Source organism: Prosthecobacter debontii (assembly GCF_900167535.1).
GTDB lineage: Bacteria > Verrucomicrobiota > Verrucomicrobiia > Verrucomicrobiales > Verrucomicrobiaceae > Prosthecobacter > Prosthecobacter debontii.
Genome location: NZ_FUYE01000006.1, coordinates 118,154 through 142,100 on the forward strand (window position 1 = coordinate 118,154; position 23,947 = coordinate 142,100).

Consider the following 23,947-nt stretch of genomic DNA (forward strand, 5'->3'; position numbering starts at 1 on the left):
CACGCGTAAGCCCTTCAAGCTAAATGGATTCACGCGTCCAAATGTAGGTTCTGTGAGTGTGAAGTAGGAGGATTTTCACGCCCGATGATCGTGTCAGAATAGACGTCTAAGAAAATAATTGAGATAAAATTCTTGGCTTGAGGCTCGTTTGGGATTTTAACTTATCCCCATCCATTATGCGGCATACGACTCTCTCTAGCTTCATCGATACGATCAAGTCCCGCTGGGAGCAGGGGACGGGTCATACGCCCTTCTTAGGCAGTGGCATCTCGGCTCAGTCCGGCATCATCATGAGCCAGGAGTTTTCCGATTACCTGGCTTACACGGTCTATCGAGTCGTGAAGCAATCCGAGGGCCGTGGCCACTGGGATCTGCGGAAATGGGGCTGGCCTCCCCAGCCGACCAGCAAGGAGACGCAGGCGACGTATGATTACTTCTTCGAGGCCTTCGCCAAGCAGAAGAAACGTTATCAGTTTGAAACCATCCCCGCCAATCCTTCCCGGGATCACAAGATCGAGAAAGTCCTGGCGCGGATGGATCGCTCGCCCAGTGAGCATGGCTCGGAGCGGGATATTCATATGCGGCGGCCGCTGGTGCCCGGCATCTTGCGGCATGATGCGCTCTATCAGAGTGAAGATGAGCTGGATCAGACCCGGCGGCACCGGAAGGTGGCCAATGAGCCGTCAGATCCTAACCTCTCGCCTTCATCCCACACCTACATCGAGGACATGGCGCTGCGCTCCCTGTCTCACTGGACGGAGACGCTGGAGTTTCTCACCCGAGTGAGTGTGGGGGAGCTGTCGGGGAAAATTTTCCTGACCGAGCCGGACACCTCCGTCATTGACGATTTCAACCGTCACATCACCCGTGGAAAACGGCCTAACTTGATCCATAACATGATCGCGCGGCTGAGCCGCTCCTTGCGCTCGCACGTGGTCTTGACGACGAACTTCGACGAGCTGATCGAGGAGAGCTACCGTGCACAGGGTGAGCCGCTCTATGTCGTGCCTGTCAGCATCCATGGCGGGCTGCCCTCCTACTCCACGGTGAGAGCCCAGGACTGCTTGATCAAGATGCATGGGGATATCTTAGAGACTCGTGCGGATTCCTCCATCAATGAGCCGCCCACGGCCCTGGATAAGGAGCGCTTCTTTCAATATCTGCGTGGCCCCATGTCTCCCCAGATGGATCAGCCGGCGGATTTTATCAAAAGCGATCTCTTGGTCATGGGCTACTCCGGCAGCGATGCCCGCTGCGTGCAGATGATCAAGTACGTGCTGGATATGGACCCTGACTTCCGTGTCTATTGGGTCTGTCATTCCAGCCGTGACATCCGCCGCATCGAGGTGCTGTTTGGCGACTACATCAGCCCGGATGACTCACGCGCCTGCTCCCGGTTTCACCTCGTGGAGTCGGATCGAGCGGACCTTTTGTTATGGGAGCTGTATCAGAAGCTCAACCTCGCCCTCCCAGGGGGCGGCTACAGCATCCAGTTCAGCCATCACGAGCCGCCGGCTCGGTTCTCCCGCCCGACTCAGGAGGACACCCATGTGCTGGAGAAGATCTATGACAAGGTCAAGAGCCTGCCCGTGGCGGAGCCGATCTGTGTGGAGATGGAAACGAGCACCGCTAGGCCGATGGCGGAGGTGTTTCACCTCTTCGTCTCCGCGCGGTATGATGCCCTGTGGCTGGAGATGGAAGACTATCGAGATCCTCTCGATCTCTTTTTCCACATCCTGTCCAGCATGTCCATCCGGCGCGGTTTTTTCCAGTTAGAGTGGGTGAACTTTACACCCCCACTTGAAACGAAGAATAAGAAGACGCTATCTGATGAAGACATCAAGGCACTCTCTTTGCGGTTGAAGCTGCTCATCGATAAATTCGGCATCGCCACGAATAAGTGGGTGCTGTTTCTGTATGGCCGCAATGGAGCCGGTGGATGCACGGGCTGGAAGACCCGCTACTGGGACGAGCAGGATATGGTGCTGTTCACTCAGGTGGTGAAGATCTTCACAGACGTGGGGATCAAGGTGATCTTGCTACGCAATGGTGAACTTCGAGACAAGCGGAACGAGGAGAAAGAAGAGATTGTTAGGCTGCTGACGCGTGAAATACGAGGTCGGCTCAAGGTGGACCCGGTGAAAACCGCCTCTAAGAAGGCTCTCTCGAAGAAGGCCACACCGGCTGAGGAAACCGTGACGGAGGCAGACCCCTATCAAGCCTGGTTCGAGCAATACTACGAGCTGACTCAAGGTAGCGACGCCACGACCGCGAGCCCACCCAAGACGGATCTGCCCGGCGGCATGCCTGGTAAGCCTGGTGAGGAGAAATATAAACCCTTTCCGAAGCTGGAAGCGGCATTATTCCGGGAATTGCATGTGCCCACGCAGTGGTCCTATGAAAGCATCCTCAGAGCGGTGGCAGATCAATTCATCATCAAAAGCAGCACCGAGGTCAGCATCGTCGCCACACGGATGTTATGGCTGTATGGGATGACCTTGTTCCGCCAGTCTCGTCACCCCGCTGCGATGATCTCTGAGGCGGTCTTCCCTTGTCCCGAAAAGTTCAATAAGGAAGGTCGAGATAACGATGACTTGCGTTATCGGCTGGTTTTCGGTGCGCGTGACTCGGAAGATTTTATCTTTCCAGAAGGGGGCTCAGCCACTGTTGATAAGGATGCTGAGTTCAATTTCGAGGCCAAACGCCGCAAGTTTCTCGATTACACTCCCGATCAACAAGGATGGTTGAAGTGGCTTGCACAGAGGAACGTCTTTTTGCGGAAACCGGGAGGTTACGCCTGGATGTATCGAGATATGCGTTTGGGACTGCAATATTTGTTAGAGCAGACCGGGTCTTTTCGATTGCTCAAACGGCCAGGTGCTTATCTCAATCCGACGTCTGGTGAGAGCAATCATCTGGAGACTTCTCAATGTGAAGGACTGTGGCGACTGCGTCCACGCCTGCATTACATGATCGGCGATTGGTATCTCCGCGCTTTTTATGCGACCGGGCATTACACCCCTCTCATCGAGGCACTCTATCATAACGTGCAGTGCATGCGCATCGCCTCCGTGTATGTGCCACTGAACTCAGGTAACTGCCCACCTGAGAAACTGGTGAGTGCCCGTGTGCAGCTTTTCTGGGCGGCTTTATGTCAGTTCCGTCGGCTACTGCGGGTGGGGCGTAAAAGTCTCTTTTTCTGGTGCCCGGGGGTGGATTTCATTCATGCTTTCATCGGTAAGGATGGTGCAGATGGGACTCCGCTATCATGCTTGGAAGAACCTCTTGCAGAGCTCGAAAGACAATTCAAAGACGAATCCAGCCAACCGAGGGATTCTGAGTCGGGACTGCTGAAGCTGTGTCAAAGCTATCTGGCTCTGGCCCAACATGAAGTGTGGCAATTGACAGAGGCCGTGAATGCCGAAGGGCAAGCGCATGCCAAACAGTCTTCTCCCACGACCACCAGCTTTTCCACGGCGGATCATACCTCGGTGCGGTCCCAGCCCACTTACGCTCAGGATCCCATCGAACATTCCACTCGGATCATCGCGGGCGACGATCAAGTGTGGGCAGAAAATGTGGCCAAGTTATTGGGGGACAGTGGACTCAAGTTCGGAGGAGATGAGGAGTTGCGCAAAATGTTCGCTGAGCCGGAGTTGTTCTTATCGGGTGATTTCCGCACGTGGCGCTTTAACTGGCTGGATAAGTGGGATGCGAGGAATGCTCCAGAGCGGGAGCTTTATCGGCTGCTGTGGGCTCTAACGAAAACGATGTATCACATGATCCGGCGGGCTAAGCTGCTGTGCCTGGTGGAGGAATCTCGCAGAAAGGAGGATAGTGACGACGATCTTTTGCACGAAAAATCAAGGAAACTCTGGCAGGCCATTTGTGCGGTGGGGTATGTGGCCATGCGCCTGGCCCAGCACCTGACTCCAGAGCACTTTTACTCAGACTGTGATCAGCGCGTGCGTGTGCTCACCCTGTATGGCATGGCGCTCGGTTACCTCAACCGCTTCCACGAAGCCAACCGTCGCTTCAATGAAGCTCACGCCCTCGTCGTCTCAGGTATGGGGCTGACGGAAGGCAAGGAACTGGCGCGGATCCACATCCGCCGTGCCGAGATGCTCGTGCGTCGTGCAGACTATAAGTGGAAAGAGGAGCTGAAAGTGCGGAGAGAGAAGCCTCTCGAGGACAGGTCCGTGCCGATCAAGGTCATCAGTTACATCGACGAATGCTGGTCTGCTCTAGAGCGGGCTGAGATGAGTCTAGGCGGCATCAGTCATTCCAGCTTTTGGTGGTATCGTCTTCTCATTCTGAGACTCCGCTGCTATGCAGCCGTAGCCGAGTTCGGAGATCGGCACATTCACTGCCTGCCCTTCCGTCGTCGGCTTTATCTGCCGTCCGTCGTCGCTACTTTACTCCGGGATACGCTCATCATCGGCACCGGCGATCCCTTTCGTGAGTTGCGTGCGATTGACTACGCCCTAAGCGCGCACCGATTGGCTGAAGATCTCAATGAGTCCGTCTTCGGCCCCCCGAATTGCCCACATAGCCAGATCCCTCAAAGCTCAGAGTTGGGTGCCCACATCATGTCGATCGTAGAGTGCTCTTATCCCGCTATTCCGTTGCTGGAAGAGTATCGAAAGAGTGTCCAAGAGAAATACAATGCGATGGTAAAGACGTGGTCTAAAAAGTGAATGGGAACAATTGAAGCATCCATAGTTAGGTCAATCGGGAAATCCGCTCTATGAAATCGAGAAGGAAGGCCATGTTTCGTGACTGGGAACCCTGTGGATGACAAGGCGGTCTAACTCGACCCATGATCAATGAATCGAGATTCTTCAGAAAGACGATCGTCCATCGGCCCCATTTGAGCCTCCGCCATTCAGCGTCAGATTTCATGAGGATCTGATTAAAAATATCAGTGAAATATAATAAGAAGTATGGAAATTTATTTTTAGATTTTGCTTTCATTCATTCGCAATTCGATTTGGATGCTCGCCCGTATGGCTGAGAATAACGATCCTACGAATAAGGCTAGTGACGATGTGATTGATCCAGGGCCAGCCCCGGTTTCATTCGAAGAACTGCAACAGCGCGTCATTGAGGGGACCATCCGTGAAGACGAACTCGCGGCCTACTTCATTGAAGTGCCGTCCAGTCCGGAGACCCTTCAACCCGAGTTTGTCCTGAACCCCGCTCTGGTCGAGGTGCCCCTGGAGGAGGCCACGCTGGAGTCGGCCCGGCTGATGAATACGGCCAACGCCTGGTGCTACATGATGCGCAAAAACGCCTATTACCGCCGCATCAACCAACCCGGCGGCAATCAACTGATCCGCATCATCGCCGAGGGAGACTCTTGGTTTCAGTATCCCTTCATCCTGCATGATGTGATCGACCACATTGCGGATCGTAAAGATGTGGCGGTGCGCTGCTTCAGTGCGGCAGGAGATGTGCTGAGCAACATGGTGGCCCGCCCGCAGTTTCTGGAAGCCATCCGCGTGGAGAAGCCCAAGTATTTCCTGCTCAGCGGCGGCGGTAACGATCTGGTGGATGGAGACGGCCTGCGCAAGCTCCTGAAAAAATACGATCCCGCTCTGAAGCCTGAGCAGTATTTGAATGCTGAATACGCCGCCTTCAAAGCCCGCCTGCTGCGACTCTACAAGGACATCCTGGAGATGATCTATCGGGAGGACCCCACGGTCGTCGTCATTTGCCATGGTTATGCCTACGCCATTCCGGATAGCAAACGCGGAGGTTGGTTAGGCAAGCCCATGGAGGAGTTGGGCATCGGGGATAAGGACCTGCAATACAAGATCATGACGGTGATCGTCAATGACATCAACGAAGCCGTGGCCAAGGCGGTGGAGCAGTCCCCCGGCACCGCCCATTTTGTGGATAATCGCAAGACCCTGCCCAAAGACCCGAAATGCTGGCACGACGAGTTCCACCCCACCTCGGAATGGTTCGGCAAAGTCGCCGCCGGCATCAGTGCGCTGATCAAGAAGTGAGGGGAGAAGAGTGAGTTTTCTGAAACCTGAACCTGAAACCTGAAACCTCTGCTTTCGATGTCTCTCTCGATTGATCCTTTCATCTCGATCCACTTTCAGGATCAAACCGAGTCTTTTGGGCCTGATGATGCGGCTGAAGTCATCATCGAAGGTGAACGCAGTCAGGTTGCCGGTGCAGAGGCTTTCGCCGTTGCCCGGGAGTGCTACACCGAGAAGCTGACGCATGAGGAGCAAAGAGCCCGGGCGGCGCAGCCGAATGTGGTCCGTATCACCTCGATGGTGAGAGAGGATCAGGTGGCCGTGCTGGTGCGCCTGCGCAGTCCGGATTGGAAGGTGGATGTGCCGGGGTTCACTCGAAACTCTCAGTTAGGCGATGTGGTCGCGGGACAAGCGACGCAGGAGGCGATCAAAATTTTGGCCAAGGACCGCAATGTCATCGCCATCGAGGCCAGTCGGCCTGTGGCTGAGGATGGCGATTGCATTCACTCGATCCCCCATGTGAAGGCAACACTGGTGCATGCACCCCCCATTAAGGAAACCGGGAGTGAAGCTCTGGTGGGGATCATCGATTCTGGCATTGATGTGCTGCATTGGGCTTTTCAGGTTCGGGATGCGAATGGGGAGTTCATTCGCAGCCGGATCATCGGTATTTGGGATCAGCGGAGCAGTATGCCGGTCACGCCTCGATCAGCCACCTCAGCGGGGAACACGGCTGGGGCGGATTATCCCCAAGACTATGGTCGCTATCACTCGGCTGCCGACATCGATGGTTATGTCCGTAGTGGAACTGTGCCGGGGGACCTCGGGCGCAACGATTATCCGCAAGATGGGCATGGCACGCATGTGACCTCCATTGCGGCAGGCTCCAAGTTTAAGTCGGCGGGGTCTTATGACAGCAAGGATGATCAGCTGGACTTCCCAGGAGGGGTGGCTCCCGAAGCGGATATTGTCGTGGTGATCCCCAAGCTCACGGCTGCTCCAGGAGATCCCGCCAGTCTGGGTTATTCGGTCTCTCATGTGGATGCCCTAGCTTTCATCAAGGAGACGGCCCGTGCGGCGGAGAAGCCGGTGGCGGTGAATGTGAGTCTGGGCATGAATGCCGGGGCTCACGATGGCACCTCCCTTTTGGAATTGGCGTTTGATCAGTTCAGCGGTGGCGGGCGTGAGCCGGGGCTGGTGATTGTGAAATCGGCCGGTAATGAGCAGACCCATGGAGGGCATGCAGAGGCGGTGGTCACCACGGGAGCGACGGCAAGCATCGGGTGGAGTTCGAATTCGCGTCCGCGTGGGCGGGATTACTTGGAGTTTTGGTTCAGATCAGCAGATGATTTGGATTTTGAATTGTGGTACGCACCACCCACCTCTGGAGTGCTGACGCCCGTCGTTGCGGTGACTCGTGCCACCCCAATGGCCTCACATCCGCTACCGGGTGGGCTAGGCGTCTGTTACTTGGTTCTGGAGCGGCTGCATCATGACAATGGGGACAGCAGGCTGATCGTCTTGGTGCGTATGAACCAGAACAAGGCTCTGCAAGCCGCCGGGCAGTGGGAATTGAGGATCACGGGCAAGTCTGTCTTAACCGGTGGCGGGCAGGTGCATGGCTGGGTGGAGCGGGATAACGCGCGTGCGCTTCGATTCACCACAGGTGCCGTGCCGGGGAAGGTGGTGAGCATCCCTGGGACAGCGCGCACGGTGATCAGTGTCGGGGCTTGTGATGTGAGCACTCCGCCCAATGTGCAGTCGTTTAGCAGCCAGGGCCCGGGCCGCGATGGCCGGGAGAAGCCGGAGGTAGCTGCGCCAGGGCATGACATCCTAGCGGCGCAGGCGGGCACCACCGTGGGTCTTGTGGCCATGCCCGGCACGAGCATGGCGGCCCCGCATGTGACGGGGGCGGTGGCGCTGCTGCTGTCTCATCGGCAGAAGCAGATCCAGGAAGAAATCAAAAAAGGGGTGCCGCTGCTGGCGCGGAAGCGCATGCTGAATGCGGCGCAGATCCGTGCGGGCCTGAGTCAATGCTCACCTCATTTCACGGGCCGATGGGACCCGGGTCTAGGCTATGGCTGCCTGGATGTCGAGCGGTTGTTTCAGATCTTTTTCTGAGTTCCTCCTATGGCGCTGCTTTCGATCCTTCCCGATCATCCCGGCCCGGCGACCCATGTGATGGTCATCGGGGTGGGCAGCTACCCGCATCTCAATGGGGGAAGTGGGCCGCTCGCGGCAGAAAATTGGAATCTCAGGCAATTGAGCAGCGCACCTCTCTCGGCTCAGCACTTCATCCAATGGCTGGTAAAGGAGTATCAAAACCCGGCCGCGCCACTCGCCAGTATCGAGCACCTCATCTCCAGTCCGCATCAGGTGGCGGATGCCGCAGGGAACCTGCATGAGAGCCAGGAGCCCATCATGGCCAATCTCTACACGGCCTACAAGGATTGGAAAAAACGGGCGGGCAGTCATCCCGATAACATCGCGCTCTTCTACTTCTGCGGTCACGGTTTGTATAACAACAATGGCACCGCCTTACTCGCGACGGACTTTGCTGATCCTGAGGTGGATCGCATCGCGCTGAATGCGGTGCATGTGGAGGGTACGGTCAATGGCATGCTGTCCTGTGCCGCCCGGCGGCAGTGCTTTTTCATCGATAGCTGCCGCTCGGTGAAGACCTCATGGCAGGAGATGATGGACAGCCCAGGGCAGCCGCTCGGGACGGCGGGGGTCAAAAACCTCTCTGCTGCTCAGCAGCCGATCTTCTATGCCACAGGCCCCACGCAGGTGGCGCTGGCCCCGGCGGGGGAGGTGAGCCTGTTTACCAAGTCGCTGGTGGAGGCGCTGCAATCTCTCGCGGCTGTGAACCCCGATGGGGATTTCATCAACGGGCAGTGGGTGGTGGACACCAGTCGGATTGAGGAGGGGGTCAATACGGCTATCAAGATGGACCTGGCGCTTCGCCCTTGGTTGGAGGGCCCCGAATGTTATTTCGGTGGCAGCGGGAAGCACTTCAATCTGCACCACCTCCCGGGCCGCCCTGCTGTGCCCGTGGTCATGGGTTGGGATCCCTCCGACCTCAATCAGCGCGCCTCGTTCGAGATTCATTGTGCGGGGGCCATGGTGGCTCAGCGGCCCTATGTGCCACCCACCCCGCAGCCGCTGGAGCCGTGGGAGTCACGCCAGCCGCCTGAGATCTATCAGGTCAAAGCCGTCCTCGATAACGGCTACATGGTGGCCCGGCAGTTGATCCTGCAGCCGCCGATGAAGCGGGCCATTTTTACCACGCCTGTTGTTCAGCCACCTCATCCCCCCGTCTGATCTAATGGCCCCTTCCTCTCCAGACCTGAATGCAACGCTGACCCTCGGTGTCAAAATGGGGGTCGAGGGGATGTCCACCACCGTCCAGGGCACCATCCTCGTGCGCCATGCCTCCGGGGGCTGGACGGAGCAAAAATCCATCCCGGCAGGACCGCAGCCGGATCTCGTTTCGGTGCCGATCCCCGCAGGGGTTTACTCAGTGGAGGCCACCTTGCCCTCGGGCCTTTCACTGTGTCTGGAGGGTGAGATCGCTCCGGGGGAGACACAGTCAGTGCTGCTGGCGGGTGAAGAGGCCATGCCTGAGTCCCTGGATTGGTCCAGCTTCGCTTTGTCGGGCGCGGTTTCGATCCTGGGTAAGGCTAAACGAAGCTTCAAAGAGAAGGTGATGCCGCGGCTCGAAGGGGTCTGGCAGGAGCAAGTGATGCCGAAGGTGACTGAAACGATCAGCCGGGAAGGCGCGAAGGTGTATGAGCGCTATCAGTTGCCCATTCGGGAGCGTTTTTCCCTGATGAAAGGCACGGCGTCAGCCTGGGCCTCCTCCAGCGCGCTCGAGTCCTTGGGAACGGTGCCGACGATGGGCCATGCCTCCAGCATTGAGCTCCCGGAGGCCGTGGGAAATGAGACTTCATTGGAAGGTCTCGGTGGGGACTTTATGCCCAGCATTCCAGCCGGGACGGGTTTCTTCATGCGGTTTTGGCAGAAGAAAGGTGATGGGAATTGGGAGCCGGTGGGGGCTAACTGGCCGATCGAGCTTCCTGCGGAGCAGGGGGTGATACAGGTGCCAGTGCCGGTGCACACCCTACCGATCACCCAGGGGCTCATGTTTCTGGTGGAGATCGGCGGTTTCTCATCCGGCATCTCGGAATTCTGCATGCTGCCTCGGCACTGGAGCGACCGCATGGAGCGTGAGGTGCCAGTCACTTTGGTGATTGATGCCCTCACCGAAAATCGACAGGAGACCAGCCTGCCCATCCGTGTGCGAGCCACTGTGCAAGATCCGGATCTCGCTCAGCTGATGAGTGCGATGAAAACGGCCGATCACCAGGTGGTGGACCATGTCGTGGCGGGCTTGGCGGATGAGTATCTGCACGAGAAAGTGCGCAATCCCCTCATGGCCGCAGCGGCAGCCTTGGCCTTGCTGAAGATGCGGCAGCTCGAGCTTCTGCGAGATTGGACTTACAATCTGGCCGCTTGGTTTCCCGAGCTGCCGGATGGCCCGGTGATCCGTGCCTGGCATCTGCTGTTTGGCGCTCCATCCAAAGAGGCCCACGATACCGCTCGGGCGTGGCTGCTGGAGTCCGAGCGGCGCGGGCTGCCCCTGTTTTTTGAAAGCCTGCGCCTCCTGGTGGATGGTCTTCAGCTCCTCAAATACCCCGAGGAATCTGAGGAGGCTGTCTCCCCTGAGCCCGATGAGGAAGTGACCCGCGCTTTGAGGCGCTGTCAGAGCTTCCTATGGGCTGCAGATGCCGATGAGGACTTCAATAGCTATCGCGGCACTCATCCGAATGAACCGGGAATAACCAAAAGAAAAATCAAGGAATCAGCAGTCCCACGAATTCAACCTCAGCTCTCCCTTATGTCTAACGATACCTCCACTTGCCTTAAAACGAAAGGACTCGATCTCAAAGCCGCTGTCTTCCTGGCCGAAGCCAGTGCGGAAGCTTACAGCCGTGATCCGAAAACGACGAAAGAATGGGCTGCCGAGCGTGGCTTCACGAACTGCCAACCCTTTGACCTGGGGAATATCCAGGGCTTTTGGACGGAGGGAGATGAGGTGGCCATGCTCAGCTTTCGTGGCACCAGCAACATCGGCCAATGGGTGCGGGATGCACGCATTCTACCCGCAGGGCATGAGTGGGGCTTGGTGCATCGCGGATTCAAAAAAGGGGTCGATATCGTCCACGGTTATGTGGATGCTTTTGCCGCAGTCGCCGCCACGAAGCCCTACGTCTGGATCACCGGGCACAGCTTGGGGGGAGCGCTGGCCGTCATCGCCGCCGCTAACTTGAAGCTGAAAGGGATCAATGCCAGCACCTACACCTATGGGCAGCCCCGTGCCGGCTACATCAATTTTGCCGACAACTTTGATCGGAAGCTCTCGGGCCGCCTCTACCGCTTTATCAATCAAATGGATATTGTGGCCCGGCTTCCCCCAGGGTTGCTGTTCAAACATTGCGGGATTCCTAAACGCATTGTTAGGCCTGGCGTGCTGGAGTCTGTCGAGGTCATGCTGAACGCCGAGTTACCGGTGGAGGCCTACGAGATGCCGGATCTCCTCTACCAGCCTGAGCGGAGGCCGGTGCTACTGGAGCGCCTTGAAGAAGCGGAGATGCTGGGGCGTCCCCAGATGATCGATTCGGATCTGCCTGCCTTGACGGAGCGTGAGTTTCTGCAATTGCAATTGCAGTTAGGTGTCGCCTCCGAAGGTTATGAGGAAGGCATTGAGTTCGAAGGCAGTGTGCATAGCCAGGGCCTCTTTGGCGACCATGCCATTGTGAACTACATCAACCTGCTGCGGGAGATCCGGGATCAGGCCTGATCCCTCAACCCCACGAAAAGCCATGAGTTCGTTCCTCTCTCAACCCGGCGCTCTCAGGGTCGCTCCCAGGCCGACCTTATCCTTGACGGAGGGACTGGAATCGGCCGCGTCTCCAGCTCCAGAACCGGAAAAGCCCTACCTGGCGCGCCTGGTCCTGCTCGTCCCGGCGGAGGTCATCTCCTTTTACATGATGCTCAAGGCGGCTGCGGTGAATTTTCTGCCGTGGTTTGGCCTCATCTGTCTCGCTCTGGTCATTCTGGTGCGGGTCAAGGCGACGGCGGCAGACGGAAAGCCGGAGTGGATGGGCGTGGGCATCAGCACCGTTTCCTTTGGACTCTGGCTCTACGCTACCGGCGGCTCATTGCCGTGGATCCCGGCACCGACGGATGAGGGGATCATCTCCGTCCTCGTCGGCGTCTGGACCTTCCTCGTGCCTTACTACTACACGGGCACTCCGTCGGTGAAGACGAATGTCTAGCCTAACTAACTTTTGAATATGAGCCGATCAAATGGTGCCGGTTTGATCGGCCTAGGGACACTCCGTTTTCCCCCCCACGCATCTGTCAATGAGCTCTGTATCCATCACATCATCATCTCAAAATGAATAAGAAATATCTACATCACTTGCTGAAAGACCAAGCCGTCATGGAGGAGATGGCCGGCCAAGCCTCCACGCTGGAGAGCCTGAATGAATCCATTGATTCAGCTCAGTTCTACGAGCTTCTCAGCCAGAATGAAAGCGCCGTCAGCTCAGGATCACTGACCACGGCGGAGGCCATCATTCTGGAGAAGGGGCGGCCGCCGCTGCTCATTCAGGATGGCCAGTGGGAGGAGCCGAGCCTGACGGAGATTCGCAATTGGCTCAAGCCGACACGCCAGGCTTTGCTCACGGCGATCCCGAAGGTGGGGCGGGTGGAGATTTTGAATTTCCAGTCCGACTACATCGGCACGGGCTGGATGATCACCGAGGACTTGCTGATTACCAATCGCCATGTGGCGAAGGAGTTTGGCAAGCGTGTGGGGCAGACCTTCCAATTCAAGCAGGACTCGGCCATCGGTGGGGAGATGAAGGTGCGGGTGGATTTCCTGCGTGAGCATGACCGCACCGCCACGGCTCAATTTGCTGTGGAGGAGATCATCTACATCGAAGAAGATAGCGCGGCCCGCCCGGACATGGCGCTGGTGCGGATGAACAAATCCAGCGGGCATCTGCCGAAGCCTTTGGAGCTGGACAGTGAGCTGATCTCCAAGGAGCAGACCGTGGCTGTCATCGGCTACCCGGCCTATGATACCCGCAACGATACCTTTGTGATGCGCAATGTCTTCAAAGGCATCTACGATGTGAAGCGCCTGTGCCCGGGTAAGATCATCGGCTTACGCGGAGATGGGAAAGTGCTGGAGCATGATGCCTCCACCCTCGGCGGTGCCTCCGGATCTGCCGTGATGAATCTCACCACCGGGAAGATCTGCGGCCTGCACTTCGGGGGCGAATACAAGGTGGCCAACGTCTGCGTCAGCGCCGCCTGGCTGCGCTCCCGCCTGGCGGAGCTGGAGCCTCTGCGCATCTCCGGCCTGCTGGCTCAGATGGAGAAGCGACTGGCAGGGACAGCCACGGAGACTGAACCTGTTCCAGAGGGAGCCGGCCAACCCCCTCCACCTGGAGGAGGCGGCGGTGCTGCAGCCGCAGCAGCGGGTAGCGGAGGAGGTGGTGGTGCTGGTGAAGAGGGCCGCCCCAGTGGTGGGGCGGGCTATGACCCCAAGTTTCTGGGAAAGAAAGCTGAATGGGAGGTGCCCCTGCCCGTTCTGAGCTCGAAGCAGGAAGAGCTGATCGCCCCGGTCAAAGACAGTCAGGATGGCCTGCTGCACTACACCCACTTTTCCATCCTCATGAACAGCGAGCGCCGTCTGCCGTTTTACACGGCGGTGAACATCGATGGTGGTCAGCTCTATAACTTCGTGCGTGGTAACGACCGCTGGTTTCTGGATCCGCGTCTGAAGAATATCAATCATCAAATCGGCGAGGATTTGTATGTGGGGAATAAGCTGGACCGCGGACACTTGGTGCGTCGTTTAGACCCCACCTGGGGAGCCACGCGGAAGGAGGCCAAGCAGGCGGAAGACGACACCTTCTTCTTCACCAACTGTAGCCCCCAGCACTCGAAGCTGAATCAGCGCACCTGGCTGAGTCTGGAGGAATATGTGCTGAGCAATGCCAATACACATGATCTGAAGGTCAGTGTCTTCACGGGTCCAGTGCTGGCTGAGACGGATCGTCCCTACCGGAAGGTGCTGTTGCCAGAGGACTTCTGGAAGGTGGTGGTCATGGTCAATAAGCACACAGGCACCCTCACAGCCACCGGTTACCTGCTGAGCCAGAGGGACCACATGGGAGATCTGGAGTTCGTTTACGGTGCCTTTAAGACCTATCAGGTGGCGCTCTCCGTCATTGAGGAAGCCACGGGCCTGAGCTTCAACCTGTCCGAGTATGATCCCCTCACTCAGGCCGAGTCCAGAGCCGAGCGTGTGATCGAAGGGCCGGAGGATATGATGCTGTAACACGAGAACGTGGTTTCAGCCGACGTTCTTGAGGGGGAGAGGTGGTGGAGCATCGTCGCCTCTCCCTCGCCAACGGGGAAGATTCCATTTTAACAGCGTCTATGGCTCTACCGACCTACCCTGCAAATACCGTCTGGTATCTGGAGGCCCGCCCCATGAATGTGGGATGGGCCCCGGAGAACCCCAGCAGCATGGGGAGTGCCGTCGCGGTGGAGCTGGAGCATCTGAATGAGCAGGGGCGGCCCCTACGGCCTGCCCGGGTGCGTAAATACCTGCTGACCTGTGCGCATGTCTGCCGTCAGCCTACCCATGATGGCGTGCTCGGCTGGGGGCCCTTGCTGGGGGAGCTGCTGTGTTTCCCCCCGGGCTCCAAATACCAGCGGACGACGCCAAATGGACGGAATAGTGGGCAGCTTCCTGGCCCTGAGGTCATGCTGGCTAAGGTTGTGGCGCAGTGCCCTTCAGGAGCGAGCATGGGCTCGGTGGATCTCTCGCTTCGAGAGGCGAAATACGATTGGGTGCTTCTGGATGTTCAAGATCCTGACTTTCAGAAAGTGCCGGTGGTTCGACGTTGGGCTGCGACACTGATTGGTAAAAGGCTCGATATCATTGGTTATCCGGGCGGGGCCGGTATCGTCGTGCCGAAGGGACGAGGGGAATATTGGGAGACGGGAGACGCGGTGGAGAGTTACCTCGCCGAGGACTTTGCCCAGAAACGGACGCCGGACGAGGGGATGCTGAAGCCTGAAGGAAAGGATGAGACCCGGCCTGGAATGAGTGGCGGTGGCGTCTTTACCTCCACGGGGGAGTTAGCGGGCATTCATTGCTCTAGCACGGACCAGACTCTCTCACGCGGAGCGGTGAGTGCGGAGTTTATTCAGCAATGGCTCAAGGATCAGCAGATACGCCCCGGTCGTGTGCCTCTCTGGGAGCGGGTGTGGGAGATGGATTTCCTGCCTAGCTTCACACTCCCGCGGGTGCCGCGGGGTGCGTGGTTCATGGGCGTGGCGGGTCTATTGAGCGTGGCCCTGCTGATCGAGCGGTATGCGCTGCCGCCGAAGACCTATGATTTGGCCATGCAGGTGGCTGCAAAGCGGGATGTGGATGATATCAAAAAGCTTCTGCCCGGGCTGCTAGTCTCCTTCGAGCCTGATCCGCCCCGACCGGAGCTGGTGGTAACACCCGGGACCACCGATCACACGGGCAAGGCCTCGATCCGTGTTTCCGTGCCGCGTGGGGCTTCGACAGATTCTCTGCGGGGTTACCTCGTTTGCAAAAATGCTCCTGGGCCGATGAACGATCATGCTCCGCTCATTCTTGAACCCTATGGCAGTGCGACGCAGGGTATCCATTCTTATAAAAGCTCGGATGAACTGGATCTTGCCCAAATGGTCCCGACCCAGATCAAACTGCCTACTGTCGTCGCTACGGGACTCCGCGCTTGGTCTAAGGAGAGGTTTGGTAACCTCATGGGCACTCCGCCCGAGGACTTGTTGAAGCAAGCGCAGGCAACGGGCGAGGACTTGACCTTGCCTTCTTCAGCTTCGAGCTTTTCGGATAGGCTGGATGCCTCAAAGCTGCTGATGGCTAAGCAAGGCGTGGGTGAAGAGGAGTTTGTTCGGGTAGCGAAGGACTGGGTTAAGGCGCTGCTTACCCAGAGACCTGTGCTCAGGGTCCAGTCGCAGGTTCCTTATTATAATCGGGATCAAGCCGATAAAAATAAGCGTAGTGTCGCTTCTGTCGGTGTTATTTACGGTGCGCCAGACGCTTCTGGCCTTCGGCCCTTAGGCAGTGCCTTCGTTGTGGGTCGAGACGTGATTCTCACGGCTCAATCGGTGATGACAATCCCCTCCGAAAGCGGTTTTGAAATTGCTTTCACGGATCAGGCGGAGCCGCCTGCTCGAGCCCGGTTAAAGCTGGGTGCGGTGTTGTGGCAGGATCGCCAGCGGGAAGTCTGCCTCGTGGAGGTGGAGGGCACCTTACCGCCACCTTTACCGCTCGCTTCCAAACTTCCCAAGCTGCCAGTGGGGCGCTCCATTTATGTCGCCGGATATCCTTTTCGTGACTCCCGGTTACCCGATGAGGTGAGTGACCTGTTCCGCAGCAGTTATGGCGCACGCTGTGTGATCCCAGGAGAGTTGATCGAGCCTCCTTTACGGCAAGCCACAGAGGCGCAGGATAGCCGGGCTGACTCCCACCTGCATTACGACGCCACGACGAGCGGCGGCACCGGTGGTAGCCCCGTGATTGACCTTCTAACGCAGGCCGTGTTCGCCATCCACTCTCAAGGCATCTGGGATGGCGATCACAAGAACAATCATGGCCCCAGCTTAGCGACCTTGGCTCAGGATCAGAGTTTCAATCAACTCATCCTCCAGCATGGCGGGCGCTTCGTCACCGTGGGGGATGCGGTGCTGGCGGAGACGGCAGACTCAGGCCCGGTGGAGGCAGCGGCGGTGCAGCTCACCGTGCCGTATGATGCCGACTTTCTGGGGGTGAATATCCCGCTGCCGACCCATGCGGATGGCCCCTCCGAGGCCCCCCTGGACTATGTGTATTACTCTCTAGTCATGGCGCCGGAGAGACGCATGGCACGCTATGCGGTCTGCAATGTGGACCGGCATCGGATGTTGTCCCTCGCCCGCACAGGAGATCGTTGGTATAGAGACTCCCGCCTGCCGCTGGATCAGCAGATGGAGGCGGCCTTTTTTGTCGGGAATGAATGGGATCGCGGGCACCTGTGCCGTGCCTCCAGTCTGCGATGGGGCGAGGTAGCGACCGCCCGCAGCGCCTATCAGAGCGCCTTCTTTCTGACCAATGCCACCCCTCAGCATGCCTACTTTAACCAAGGCACATGGCTCCGACTGGAGCGGTCCATTTACGATGAGCTGCATCCCGACTCCGCTCGCATCACCGTCTTCTCAGGCCCGGTCTTCCGCGATAGCGACATCGAATACCGCGGCTACCGCATCCCCCGTTCTTACTGGATGGTGGCTCTTTATCAAAATGAGAGCGATCCGGCACATCCGCATGTGGAGGCCTGCCTGGCGCATCAATACACGCTCCAGCCCGACGGTGGCTATACCCCCCTCGCTCGGAGCATGACCGGAGAGTTCAAGGTTTATGCCACCTCCGTGCAAGCCATCGAGCAGGAGACAGGCCTGACCTTCACCCTCCCCACAAATTCCGGTCAGTGAGCCCAAAAAATGCTTTATGGGCACACTAGGTGCGGCATAAAAGAGAGCGCGTGATCACTCCGGTGTGGCATCGAAGTGATAGTTTATCTTTTGAAGGTCTCTCGTGTAATGGCTGCTTTGGAATATCCCCGCAACACCGTCTGGTATATCGAAGCTCGCCCTGCGGCGGTGAATGATGGCTATGCCCCTGCGGATGCGGCCTCCATGGGCAGCGCCGTGCTCATCGAGCTGCAGCAGGAGATCGATCAGGCGGGTGGAAAAAAAGAGGTCCAAGTCACCAGGTATCTGCTGACCTGTGCGCATGTTGTCCGTGCTCCGAGTCAGCAACCGGGGATGCTGGGGCCCTTGTATGCGGAGATCTTGTGCTTTGAACCCGGAAAGGGCTACATGCGCACTCGGACCGACAGCCGGAAAAGTCTCACGGCTGACGGGGTGCCCTTGGCCAAAGTTTCTGAATACTCTCCCTGCAAGGGCGTGTCAGGCTCCGTGCCCATGACGCCCCAGACGGACTGGGTGCTGCTCAAAGTGGAGGGGGATAAGGCCTTCAAGTATAAGGAGGTGGCACGCTCTTGGACCAAAGACACGGTTGAGTATGGTGAGGTCACCATCATCGGGTATCCGGGTGGGGCGGGTCGGGAAGATTATTTGGAAACGGGTGCAGCGTGGGACAATACCCGGATCGTGGAAAACCTACCCACGAAAAATTGGCAGCAAAACCGCACCCCGAAGCCAGGGCTGCTGATGCTGGATGGTATCATGGCCGCCCCAGGGATGAGTGGAGGTGGAGTTTTTACTCAGGAGGAAAATCTGCTCGCAGGTATTCACCGGGCAAATACACCCGCAGTCCTTGCCCGCGAAGCCGTCAGTATTCAAAGCATCCGTGACTATCTGTGGAGCATGCATCGGCTGAGTCCCGTGCCACCTTCGCGTGACTTCGTGCCGATACCTCAACCCGAGTTGCCATGGAAGCATTGGGTAGGGCTTGGAGTGATCTTGATCCTACTCATTGGGGCTGTATGGGCATGGCCGTTTCAAACAAAGAAGCGGGATGATATAGTCTTGAAAGAGGAGGTGCCTCCACCCGTGATCCCCGCAGATGTCACTGCGCAGTTCACGGTCTACTCCAACCACAACAGTGCCGGAAACATCCTGGTCCGCCTGAAGGTCAAAGGTGAACAAAGTCAATGGCAGGAGGAGCGCAGATCCGATGAACTGGGGAAGGTGAGCTTCCCCATCCCTGGAGCCCTCAGCAAGGCGAAGTTTAAGGTCAGTCTGCCTGAGTATGGAGCGGCTTTTCAAGCCACGGATTATACCCTCCGAGAGAAGAGTTTTCCACTCAATGTGCCGCCAAAGCCGGGTGAGTATCAACCCTTCAAAATTTCCGAACCCGCCGAACAAAAACCATGACATTGCGAGCCTTTCGATTCATTTTAACCTTGAGTTGGAGTCTGGTGGGGTTTGCCTCTTTTGCAGAGGACTATCGCCGGGTGGATTTGGAGTTTCAGGTGCTCTATGTCGAGTATGAAAACGGAGGTTTCGTAGAGCGTCCGCTCCCCCAGGTGTTTATCACGGTTCGCGGAGATGAATGGAAAGTCGGTCCAGGGACTCAGGTGGGTTATACGGAATTGAAAGGGAAGGTCTCCAACATCACGGATTTGGTCGTCGATGTGCCCAACTCAGTCCCCAAAGGAACCGCTAAAGCCTACTTGAAATTTGAAGGCAATCAGCCTTGGGGACTCTCCGAACAATATTTGATCTGGCGTCATGGATATCATGAATTCACTCATGATCTCCCCTTCGATGTGGAGCTAAACCCTCCTGATCTTGTGATATTGGTGCCCGTCAAACACGCTGCGGCATACTACGACGCTCATGTGGCCAAGGTTCACAACGACCGAAAGTTGCGAAACTACTTTGGTCAAGCCGTGATCGTGATGGGGGGGCTCGACTTGCCGCCGGGGGTCGAGCTGAGCACCTCATTGGATAAACAGAAAGAGCAGACCATCCATCAGATGGCTTCCTTTTGGGGCATCGAACCTCAACGTGTCAAAAGCGATTTCGACGCTTGGGCGAAGCGGATCGAAAAAGCCGATGGGTCCGAAACCAGTTACCAGGATAAAATCCTCGCCCAAGTCTATCAAGGTCACTACGACCGAGCGGCGATGACCGCGCGGCTTTACGCTGATGCCGTGGGCATCGTGAGCCCCCAACAAACGATTGAAGCGGCTCAACTGACTCGTGGGGTGAACCTGGCTTGGAGTCGAGACCTTTACACGAATAACAAAGATTTTGCCAAAGCCGACGAGGTCAGGGAGGAAGCGTATCGAGCGGAGGCCAAACTCCAAGAGTATATCTCCCTTTACGAAGAAAAGGGGATCAAGAATTCGTCCCCTGATTCGACTCCATGGTTGATCCGCGATCTCGATCCCAAGCAGACGAATCCGGACGATGACACCAAGCTCGATGCCCAATCATACAAGCAATGGCTGATCAATCCGAATGGCGGGCGCCAGCCGACGATTTGGATCGACCCAAGCAAAGAGAAGTATCAACTCCACAAAAAAGGCTGGGAGTTTGATGCATCGAATGAAGCGACTCCGATCACTCCGAAAACGGATAGTCCCTACCTCAAAAAGCAATGGCAGTTCGACTTCGACAAAAAGCTCCGATCTACAGAGGGCTTTCCATCCAAGTGATCCCGAGCAGGGCGCGGCTGTGACCGCCTCTGGATTATTGCACCAAGGGCAAACCGTGGGGCTGGGGTGAGGCACTTCTAGGGGGAGAACGAGCTCTTTATTTTTTCCTCCCTTCCTCACTCACTTGGGCTCACCACCACCCGCATCACGCCGGGCTTGATGATGTGGCTGAGGTAAAGGTGACCGCCATGAGGGATGGCGGTGCTGGTGCAGCGTTTGTCCCCCCGCATCGTTTCCCGCCAGCAGCGGGTGCGTTGAGCCTGGGCGTGGCCTGGGGTGTAGGTGAAGCTTACGGCGGAGCCGCCCGTGGGATAGGTGGCCACGGTCAGGAAATGCAGGGCGGTGGTGATGAAGTTCGTCTGGCCGGCGGCGCAGTATTCTCCACTCGGCAGGAGCTTCAGGTTATCGGGAAAGAACGCGAGTTTGTCGAAGACGATGTCACCGTTGGTTAGGCGGCCTGTCGCTGGATCGCGGGTGAAGTCCAGCACCTGCTTGGCATGGTAGGCATTGCAGAGCAGGTGCTTTTCATCCGGGGTCAGGCACAGGCCGTTGGCACCATTGATGCCGGTGGCCACCACCCGCCAGGTCTGCTCCTGCGGGCGGTAGCAGACGAGGGTGTTTCTCTCCGGCTTTTCCGGCGCGGCGGCCTCCGGTGTGATCTGGGTATTGACCTTCAGTTTGCGATTTCCGAAGAGGTTAAAATTACTGATGTAAACCGTGCCGTCCCGAGTGGCCACGAGGCTGTTGGGTGAGGTGAGCAGGGGGGAGGGGCCGAGCGTGCGCAGGTGGGTCAGGGTTTTGGTGGCGGCCTGCAGCTCGAAGATCTCCACCTGGCTTCCCTTCATGCCTTTAGGCACGGTGGCATTGACGACATAGAGTAGATCTTTCACCTGCCCTGGGGAGCCGGGTAGCGTGGCACCCTGCACCCGCCAGACGGCCAGCGGTTTCCACGCGCCGTGAGGATACACACCGGGCAGCGGGGTAAAGGTGGGCGCACCGCCGATCTCGTGGATCTCCAGCGCCCCCTGCGGCTGCTTTTGCCAGGGGAGCCGCCGGGCCGTGGCGGTGATGAGCGCCTGCCCACCCGCAGGGCCCCAGGGGATCAGCTCCATGTCCTCCGGCCCTGGGCCCGTGGGCAGCAGGGTCTGGCTAGGGGTGGCCGCGTGAGCCGGGGTGGCTCCGCTGAGGCCGATGAGCGAGAGTAGGGACAGCGTTTTCATGGTCAGGGCGAGCACTGGAGCGAGGCATGGGGGTGAGCATCGGGAAAGGAGGCGTGGGTGAGTGGATGCGCTCGGGGGTTTCATGGATCAGTCCTCAGGATTTCTCTGTAGGCTAGCAATCCCGGGGCCATTTGGGAACTGTGATTTGTGAGGGGCTTGGGTTTCTTGGTTCTTGGTTCTTGGTTCTTGGTTCTTGGTTGGTCATTGGTTCCCGCATGCGGGATCATTGGTCATTGGTTCTAAGCCCCGCCAGCCTCTCGCTTGCGTGAGGCATCCAACTATCCCTTCATCCACTCATCCTGAGGCTCAGCTCCCCACAGCCAAAGCCCCGCTTCAGCGCGAATCCTTCCGACCCACTCCGCCATGAAGACCTATCATCTCAGCCCCACAGAACTCGGATGGAAACTCACGCTCGAAGGCTTTGACGACCCCGTGGAGACCTACCCCGACCACACCAAGGCCGATGCCCTGAGCCGCAGCATCGACATCATCACCTCCACCAGCGCTGCCGCATCCCTGCGCATCCACCGCACCGACGGCACCTTCGAGGAAGAACGCACCTACCCCCGCGCCGCCGACCCTGTCGCGAGTGTGGGGTGAAGGGGGAGAGCAGAAATCATGGTGACTGCAGTAGCTGGTTTTGGGGGAGACAAATTGCGATTGAAAGATCGATGGGGACGACTCGACCTGTTTCCAGTACCACGAAATTGTCTGTATAGGCATCACCAACGATGACGTCTGTTTCCTCGTGTTTCCAAAAGGTGCCGAGCTCAGGAATGTCGATTTCGGTAAATCCTAAGTCCTTGAGATACTCTTCGATTTCATCTTCGGTGGCAGGCTTTCCGGGCATGTAAGGCTGGGTGCTGACGATGCGTGGCAGGCCTTGAGGATCGATCCAGATGCCTTGGAAATCCCAAGGCATCCCAAAGATCTCAGTGAAGAGATAGAGCCTATCCAGGTAATCGATCGCGTTTGCCGGGCGGGGTTGGCCAGCCACTAAGCCCCATTTACTCGCTTTGGTGATTTTCCAAACGGTGGGGCGTTCCGCCTCTAGATCAAACCAGACCTCATGCTCCTGATTCCCTGCCTTACAGGGAATCTTCTTGAAGGGAACGTCGATGACGAGTCCCTGATTTTGGGCCTCCTCGACTAGGATTTCGCTGATGATGCGAATGGCTTCTCGAGGGGCTGCAGGAAGCGGCTTCTTCAGGGCCTGGATGGCATTACGAATACTTTGGGCAAACCGCAGAGAGAGCGGCTCTGGGGCTTCAGTCGGGGGGGGGGAGTCCTCAGGGAGACTCTGGCTAAAAGATACATTCCCTTGAATCAGGACATTTTGGTCAGGTGGTAGGGAAGGCGAGGGTGCCTCTGGCGTAAGGTCGTCGGCATGGCGCGACAGGATCTTTTGAACTGCTGCAAGAGTGTCCTCGTCACACTCCGCGAGGTTAGTGAGAGAGCTTGCCAGGGAGTTCAAATAGCCACAAAAGCCATCCAAGGCTAAAGCGGCGGGCGAGCGTTGGTTGTCGAGGTCGAATGTAGGAATGTCGAGTCTTCGAATCTCGCTCACTGCCCACCCTATGACATGCGCTGTTTGGCGGATTTTTGCGGATTCGCTTTTTGGAAGCTCTTCAATTGTTTTGACAAGGCTCCGGAGGTGATTGGCGACCGCATTTGAAATGTGGCTTGAAGTGTCTCGAGGGCCTTCTTGTGATGTGCCGGGCTGAGCCGATTCGGGAGTGTCTTGAGGCGGCATTCAATTTCGGGAGTGATAGACGCAACCCATGCTTGGCCTTCTTGCCAGACGCTAGCGGCCAGTTTTTTCACGCTTTCTTCAGGCATTTTTGCTTGGGCATCAGCATAGCGGAGACAATCATCCCAAAACGCAGAGATTTCAGAGACCTGAGTGAGGCTCTCACGGAAAGATTTGATGGTCTTGCTGACAAGTTGAGTCGCTATCTGAGAGACAGATTGAACTTGTCCTTCTCCTGCAGGTTCCATCATGCGATGCGTTCCCGTGAAAGGCTTTTGGGGTTTGGACTGCGGCAGCTTGAAATTCGGGCCCAGATGTTCAATGATGGCCTGACGTGCTTCGGCCCGCAACTGAGCGCTCGGCACCGAGAGGAAGATGGTAAACGCAGGGTCCATAGTTTGATGTGATCTAGGGGGGTGATCCGATCAAGGGGATGCAGTATAGCGCTAGCGCGTGCGATAAGCAAGGCTTCTCCACGTGTCACTGCGGGAAGCTGCGTTGGATTTGACTACCTTCGGCTGATGAGCAGGCAAAGAGGATTTCGAGCGCACTCTCATTGGGCGATTCGACTCGCTCTGATTTTGGCGCTCAATGTCGTAGTACCGGCTGCGCTGGTCATCTGATAGCGAGCGTCCCAGCAGTTGTTCGAGTTGAGCGTCGGACATAGCTAATTGA

14 protein-coding genes are annotated in these 23,947 nt (G+C 57.4%); 11 read left to right on the top strand and 3 right to left on the bottom strand.

The genetic code is table 11. The annotated features are described in order from the left end of the window. Positions 1-176 precede the first annotated feature (176 nt). From B5D61_RS10760 to B5D61_RS10805, 10 genes are all read left to right on the top strand, one after another. On the top strand, positions 177-4,697 hold the full coding sequence (locus tag B5D61_RS10760) for an SIR2 family protein (protein ID WP_078813393.1): 4,521 nt from the start codon (positions 177-179) through the stop codon (positions 4,695-4,697). Positions 4,698-4,964: 267 nt separating this feature from the next. Further along, positions 4,965-6,011: an SGNH/GDSL hydrolase family protein gene (locus B5D61_RS10765; protein WP_176159352.1), complete on the top strand. Its 1,047-nt coding sequence runs from the start codon at positions 4,965-4,967 to the stop codon at positions 6,009-6,011. Positions 6,012-6,068: 57 nt separating this feature from the next. Continuing rightward, complete coding sequence (locus tag B5D61_RS10770) at positions 6,069-8,111, top strand: S8 family serine peptidase (RefSeq protein ID WP_078813395.1); 2,043 nt, start codon at positions 6,069-6,071, stop codon at positions 8,109-8,111. Between the two features lie 9 nt (positions 8,112-8,120). Next, positions 8,121-9,314, top strand: coding sequence for a caspase family protein (locus B5D61_RS10775; protein ID WP_078813396.1), 1,194 nt, complete (start codon positions 8,121-8,123; stop codon positions 9,312-9,314). Positions 9,315-9,318: 4 nt separating this feature from the next. Then, positions 9,319-11,853 (top strand): lipase family protein, encoded by a 2,535-nt coding sequence (locus B5D61_RS10780; RefSeq protein WP_078813397.1) that lies wholly within the window; start codon positions 9,319-9,321, stop codon positions 11,851-11,853. A 22-nt stretch (positions 11,854-11,875) separates the two neighbouring features. Then, a complete protein-coding gene (locus B5D61_RS10785; RefSeq protein ID WP_078813398.1) occupies positions 11,876-12,331 on the top strand; it encodes a hypothetical protein in 456 nt (151 codons plus the stop codon). Positions 12,332-12,453: 122 nt separating this feature from the next. Next, on the top strand, positions 12,454-14,409 hold the full coding sequence (locus tag B5D61_RS10790; protein ID WP_078813399.1) for a DNA/RNA non-specific endonuclease: 1,956 nt from the start codon (positions 12,454-12,456) through the stop codon (positions 14,407-14,409). A 101-nt stretch (positions 14,410-14,510) separates the two neighbouring features. Further along, a complete protein-coding gene (locus B5D61_RS10795) occupies positions 14,511-17,606 on the top strand; it encodes a DNA/RNA non-specific endonuclease (RefSeq protein WP_078813400.1) in 3,096 nt (1,031 codons plus the stop codon). 108 nt (positions 17,607-17,714) lie between these two features. After that, on the top strand, positions 17,715-19,013 hold the full coding sequence (locus tag B5D61_RS10800) for a trypsin-like peptidase domain-containing protein (protein ID WP_078813401.1): 1,299 nt from the start codon (positions 17,715-17,717) through the stop codon (positions 19,011-19,013). Then, positions 19,010-20,302, top strand: a complete 1,293-nt coding sequence (locus B5D61_RS10805) for a hypothetical protein (RefSeq protein WP_078813402.1) — start codon at positions 19,010-19,012, stop codon at positions 20,300-20,302. Before B5D61_RS10800 ends, B5D61_RS10805 begins: the two co-directional genes overlap by 4 nt. Before the next feature lie 116 nt (positions 20,303-20,418). Here B5D61_RS10805 and B5D61_RS10810 read toward each other — a convergent pair whose 3' ends face one another. Then, positions 20,419-21,522, bottom strand: a complete 1,104-nt coding sequence (locus B5D61_RS10810; protein ID WP_176159353.1) for an SMP-30/gluconolactonase/LRE family protein — start codon at positions 21,520-21,522, stop codon at positions 20,419-20,421. Positions 21,523-21,885: 363 nt separating this feature from the next. Here B5D61_RS10810 and B5D61_RS10815 point away from each other — a divergent pair, with 363 nt between their 5' ends. Next, positions 21,886-22,122 (top strand): DUF2188 domain-containing protein, encoded by a 237-nt coding sequence (locus tag B5D61_RS10815; RefSeq protein WP_078813404.1) that lies wholly within the window; start codon positions 21,886-21,888, stop codon positions 22,120-22,122. Between the two features lie 16 nt (positions 22,123-22,138). Here the strand turns inward: B5D61_RS10815 and B5D61_RS10820 are convergent, their stop codons facing one another. Both B5D61_RS10820 and B5D61_RS10825 read right to left on the bottom strand, forming a co-directional pair. Next, the gene (locus tag B5D61_RS10820; RefSeq protein ID WP_176159354.1) at positions 22,139-23,089 is read right to left on the bottom strand and encodes a putative polyvalent protein kinase domain-containing protein; all 951 of its coding nucleotides are present in this window, start codon (positions 23,087-23,089) and stop codon (positions 22,139-22,141) included. An 8-nt stretch (positions 23,090-23,097) separates the two neighbouring features. After that, a complete protein-coding gene (locus tag B5D61_RS10825) occupies positions 23,098-23,523 on the bottom strand; it encodes a hypothetical protein (protein WP_139373195.1) in 426 nt (141 codons plus the stop codon). Positions 23,524-23,947 lie beyond the last annotated feature (424 nt).

Bases quoted from the DNA above. Each gene is read 5' to 3' on its own strand.
- B5D61_RS10805 (WP_078813402.1), top strand. From the start codon at position 19,010: ATGACATTGCGAGCCTTTCGATTCATTTTAACCTTGAGTTGGAGTCTG.
- B5D61_RS10785 (WP_078813398.1), top strand. From the start codon at position 11,876: ATGAGTTCGTTCCTCTCTCAACCCGGCGCTCTCAGGGTCGCTCCCAGG.
- B5D61_RS10770 (WP_078813395.1), top strand. From the start codon at position 6,069: ATGTCTCTCTCGATTGATCCTTTCATCTCGATCCACTTTCAGGATCAA.
- B5D61_RS10825 (WP_139373195.1), bottom strand. From the start codon at position 23,523: ATGATGGAACCTGCAGGAGAAGGACAAGTTCAATCTGTCTCTCAGATA.
- B5D61_RS10815 (WP_078813404.1), top strand. From the start codon at position 21,886: ATGAAGACCTATCATCTCAGCCCCACAGAACTCGGATGGAAACTCACG.
- B5D61_RS10775 (WP_078813396.1), top strand. From the start codon at position 8,121: ATGGCGCTGCTTTCGATCCTTCCCGATCATCCCGGCCCGGCGACCCAT.
- B5D61_RS10800 (WP_078813401.1), top strand. From the start codon at position 17,715: ATGGCTGCTTTGGAATATCCCCGCAACACCGTCTGGTATATCGAAGCT.
- B5D61_RS10810 (WP_176159353.1), bottom strand. From the start codon at position 21,522: ATGAAAACGCTGTCCCTACTCTCGCTCATCGGCCTCAGCGGAGCCACC.
- B5D61_RS10780 (WP_078813397.1), top strand. From the start codon at position 9,319: ATGGCCCCTTCCTCTCCAGACCTGAATGCAACGCTGACCCTCGGTGTC.
- B5D61_RS10760 (WP_078813393.1), top strand. From the start codon at position 177: ATGCGGCATACGACTCTCTCTAGCTTCATCGATACGATCAAGTCCCGC.
- B5D61_RS10795 (WP_078813400.1), top strand. From the start codon at position 14,511: ATGGCTCTACCGACCTACCCTGCAAATACCGTCTGGTATCTGGAGGCC.
- B5D61_RS10790 (WP_078813399.1), top strand. From the start codon at position 12,454: ATGAATAAGAAATATCTACATCACTTGCTGAAAGACCAAGCCGTCATG.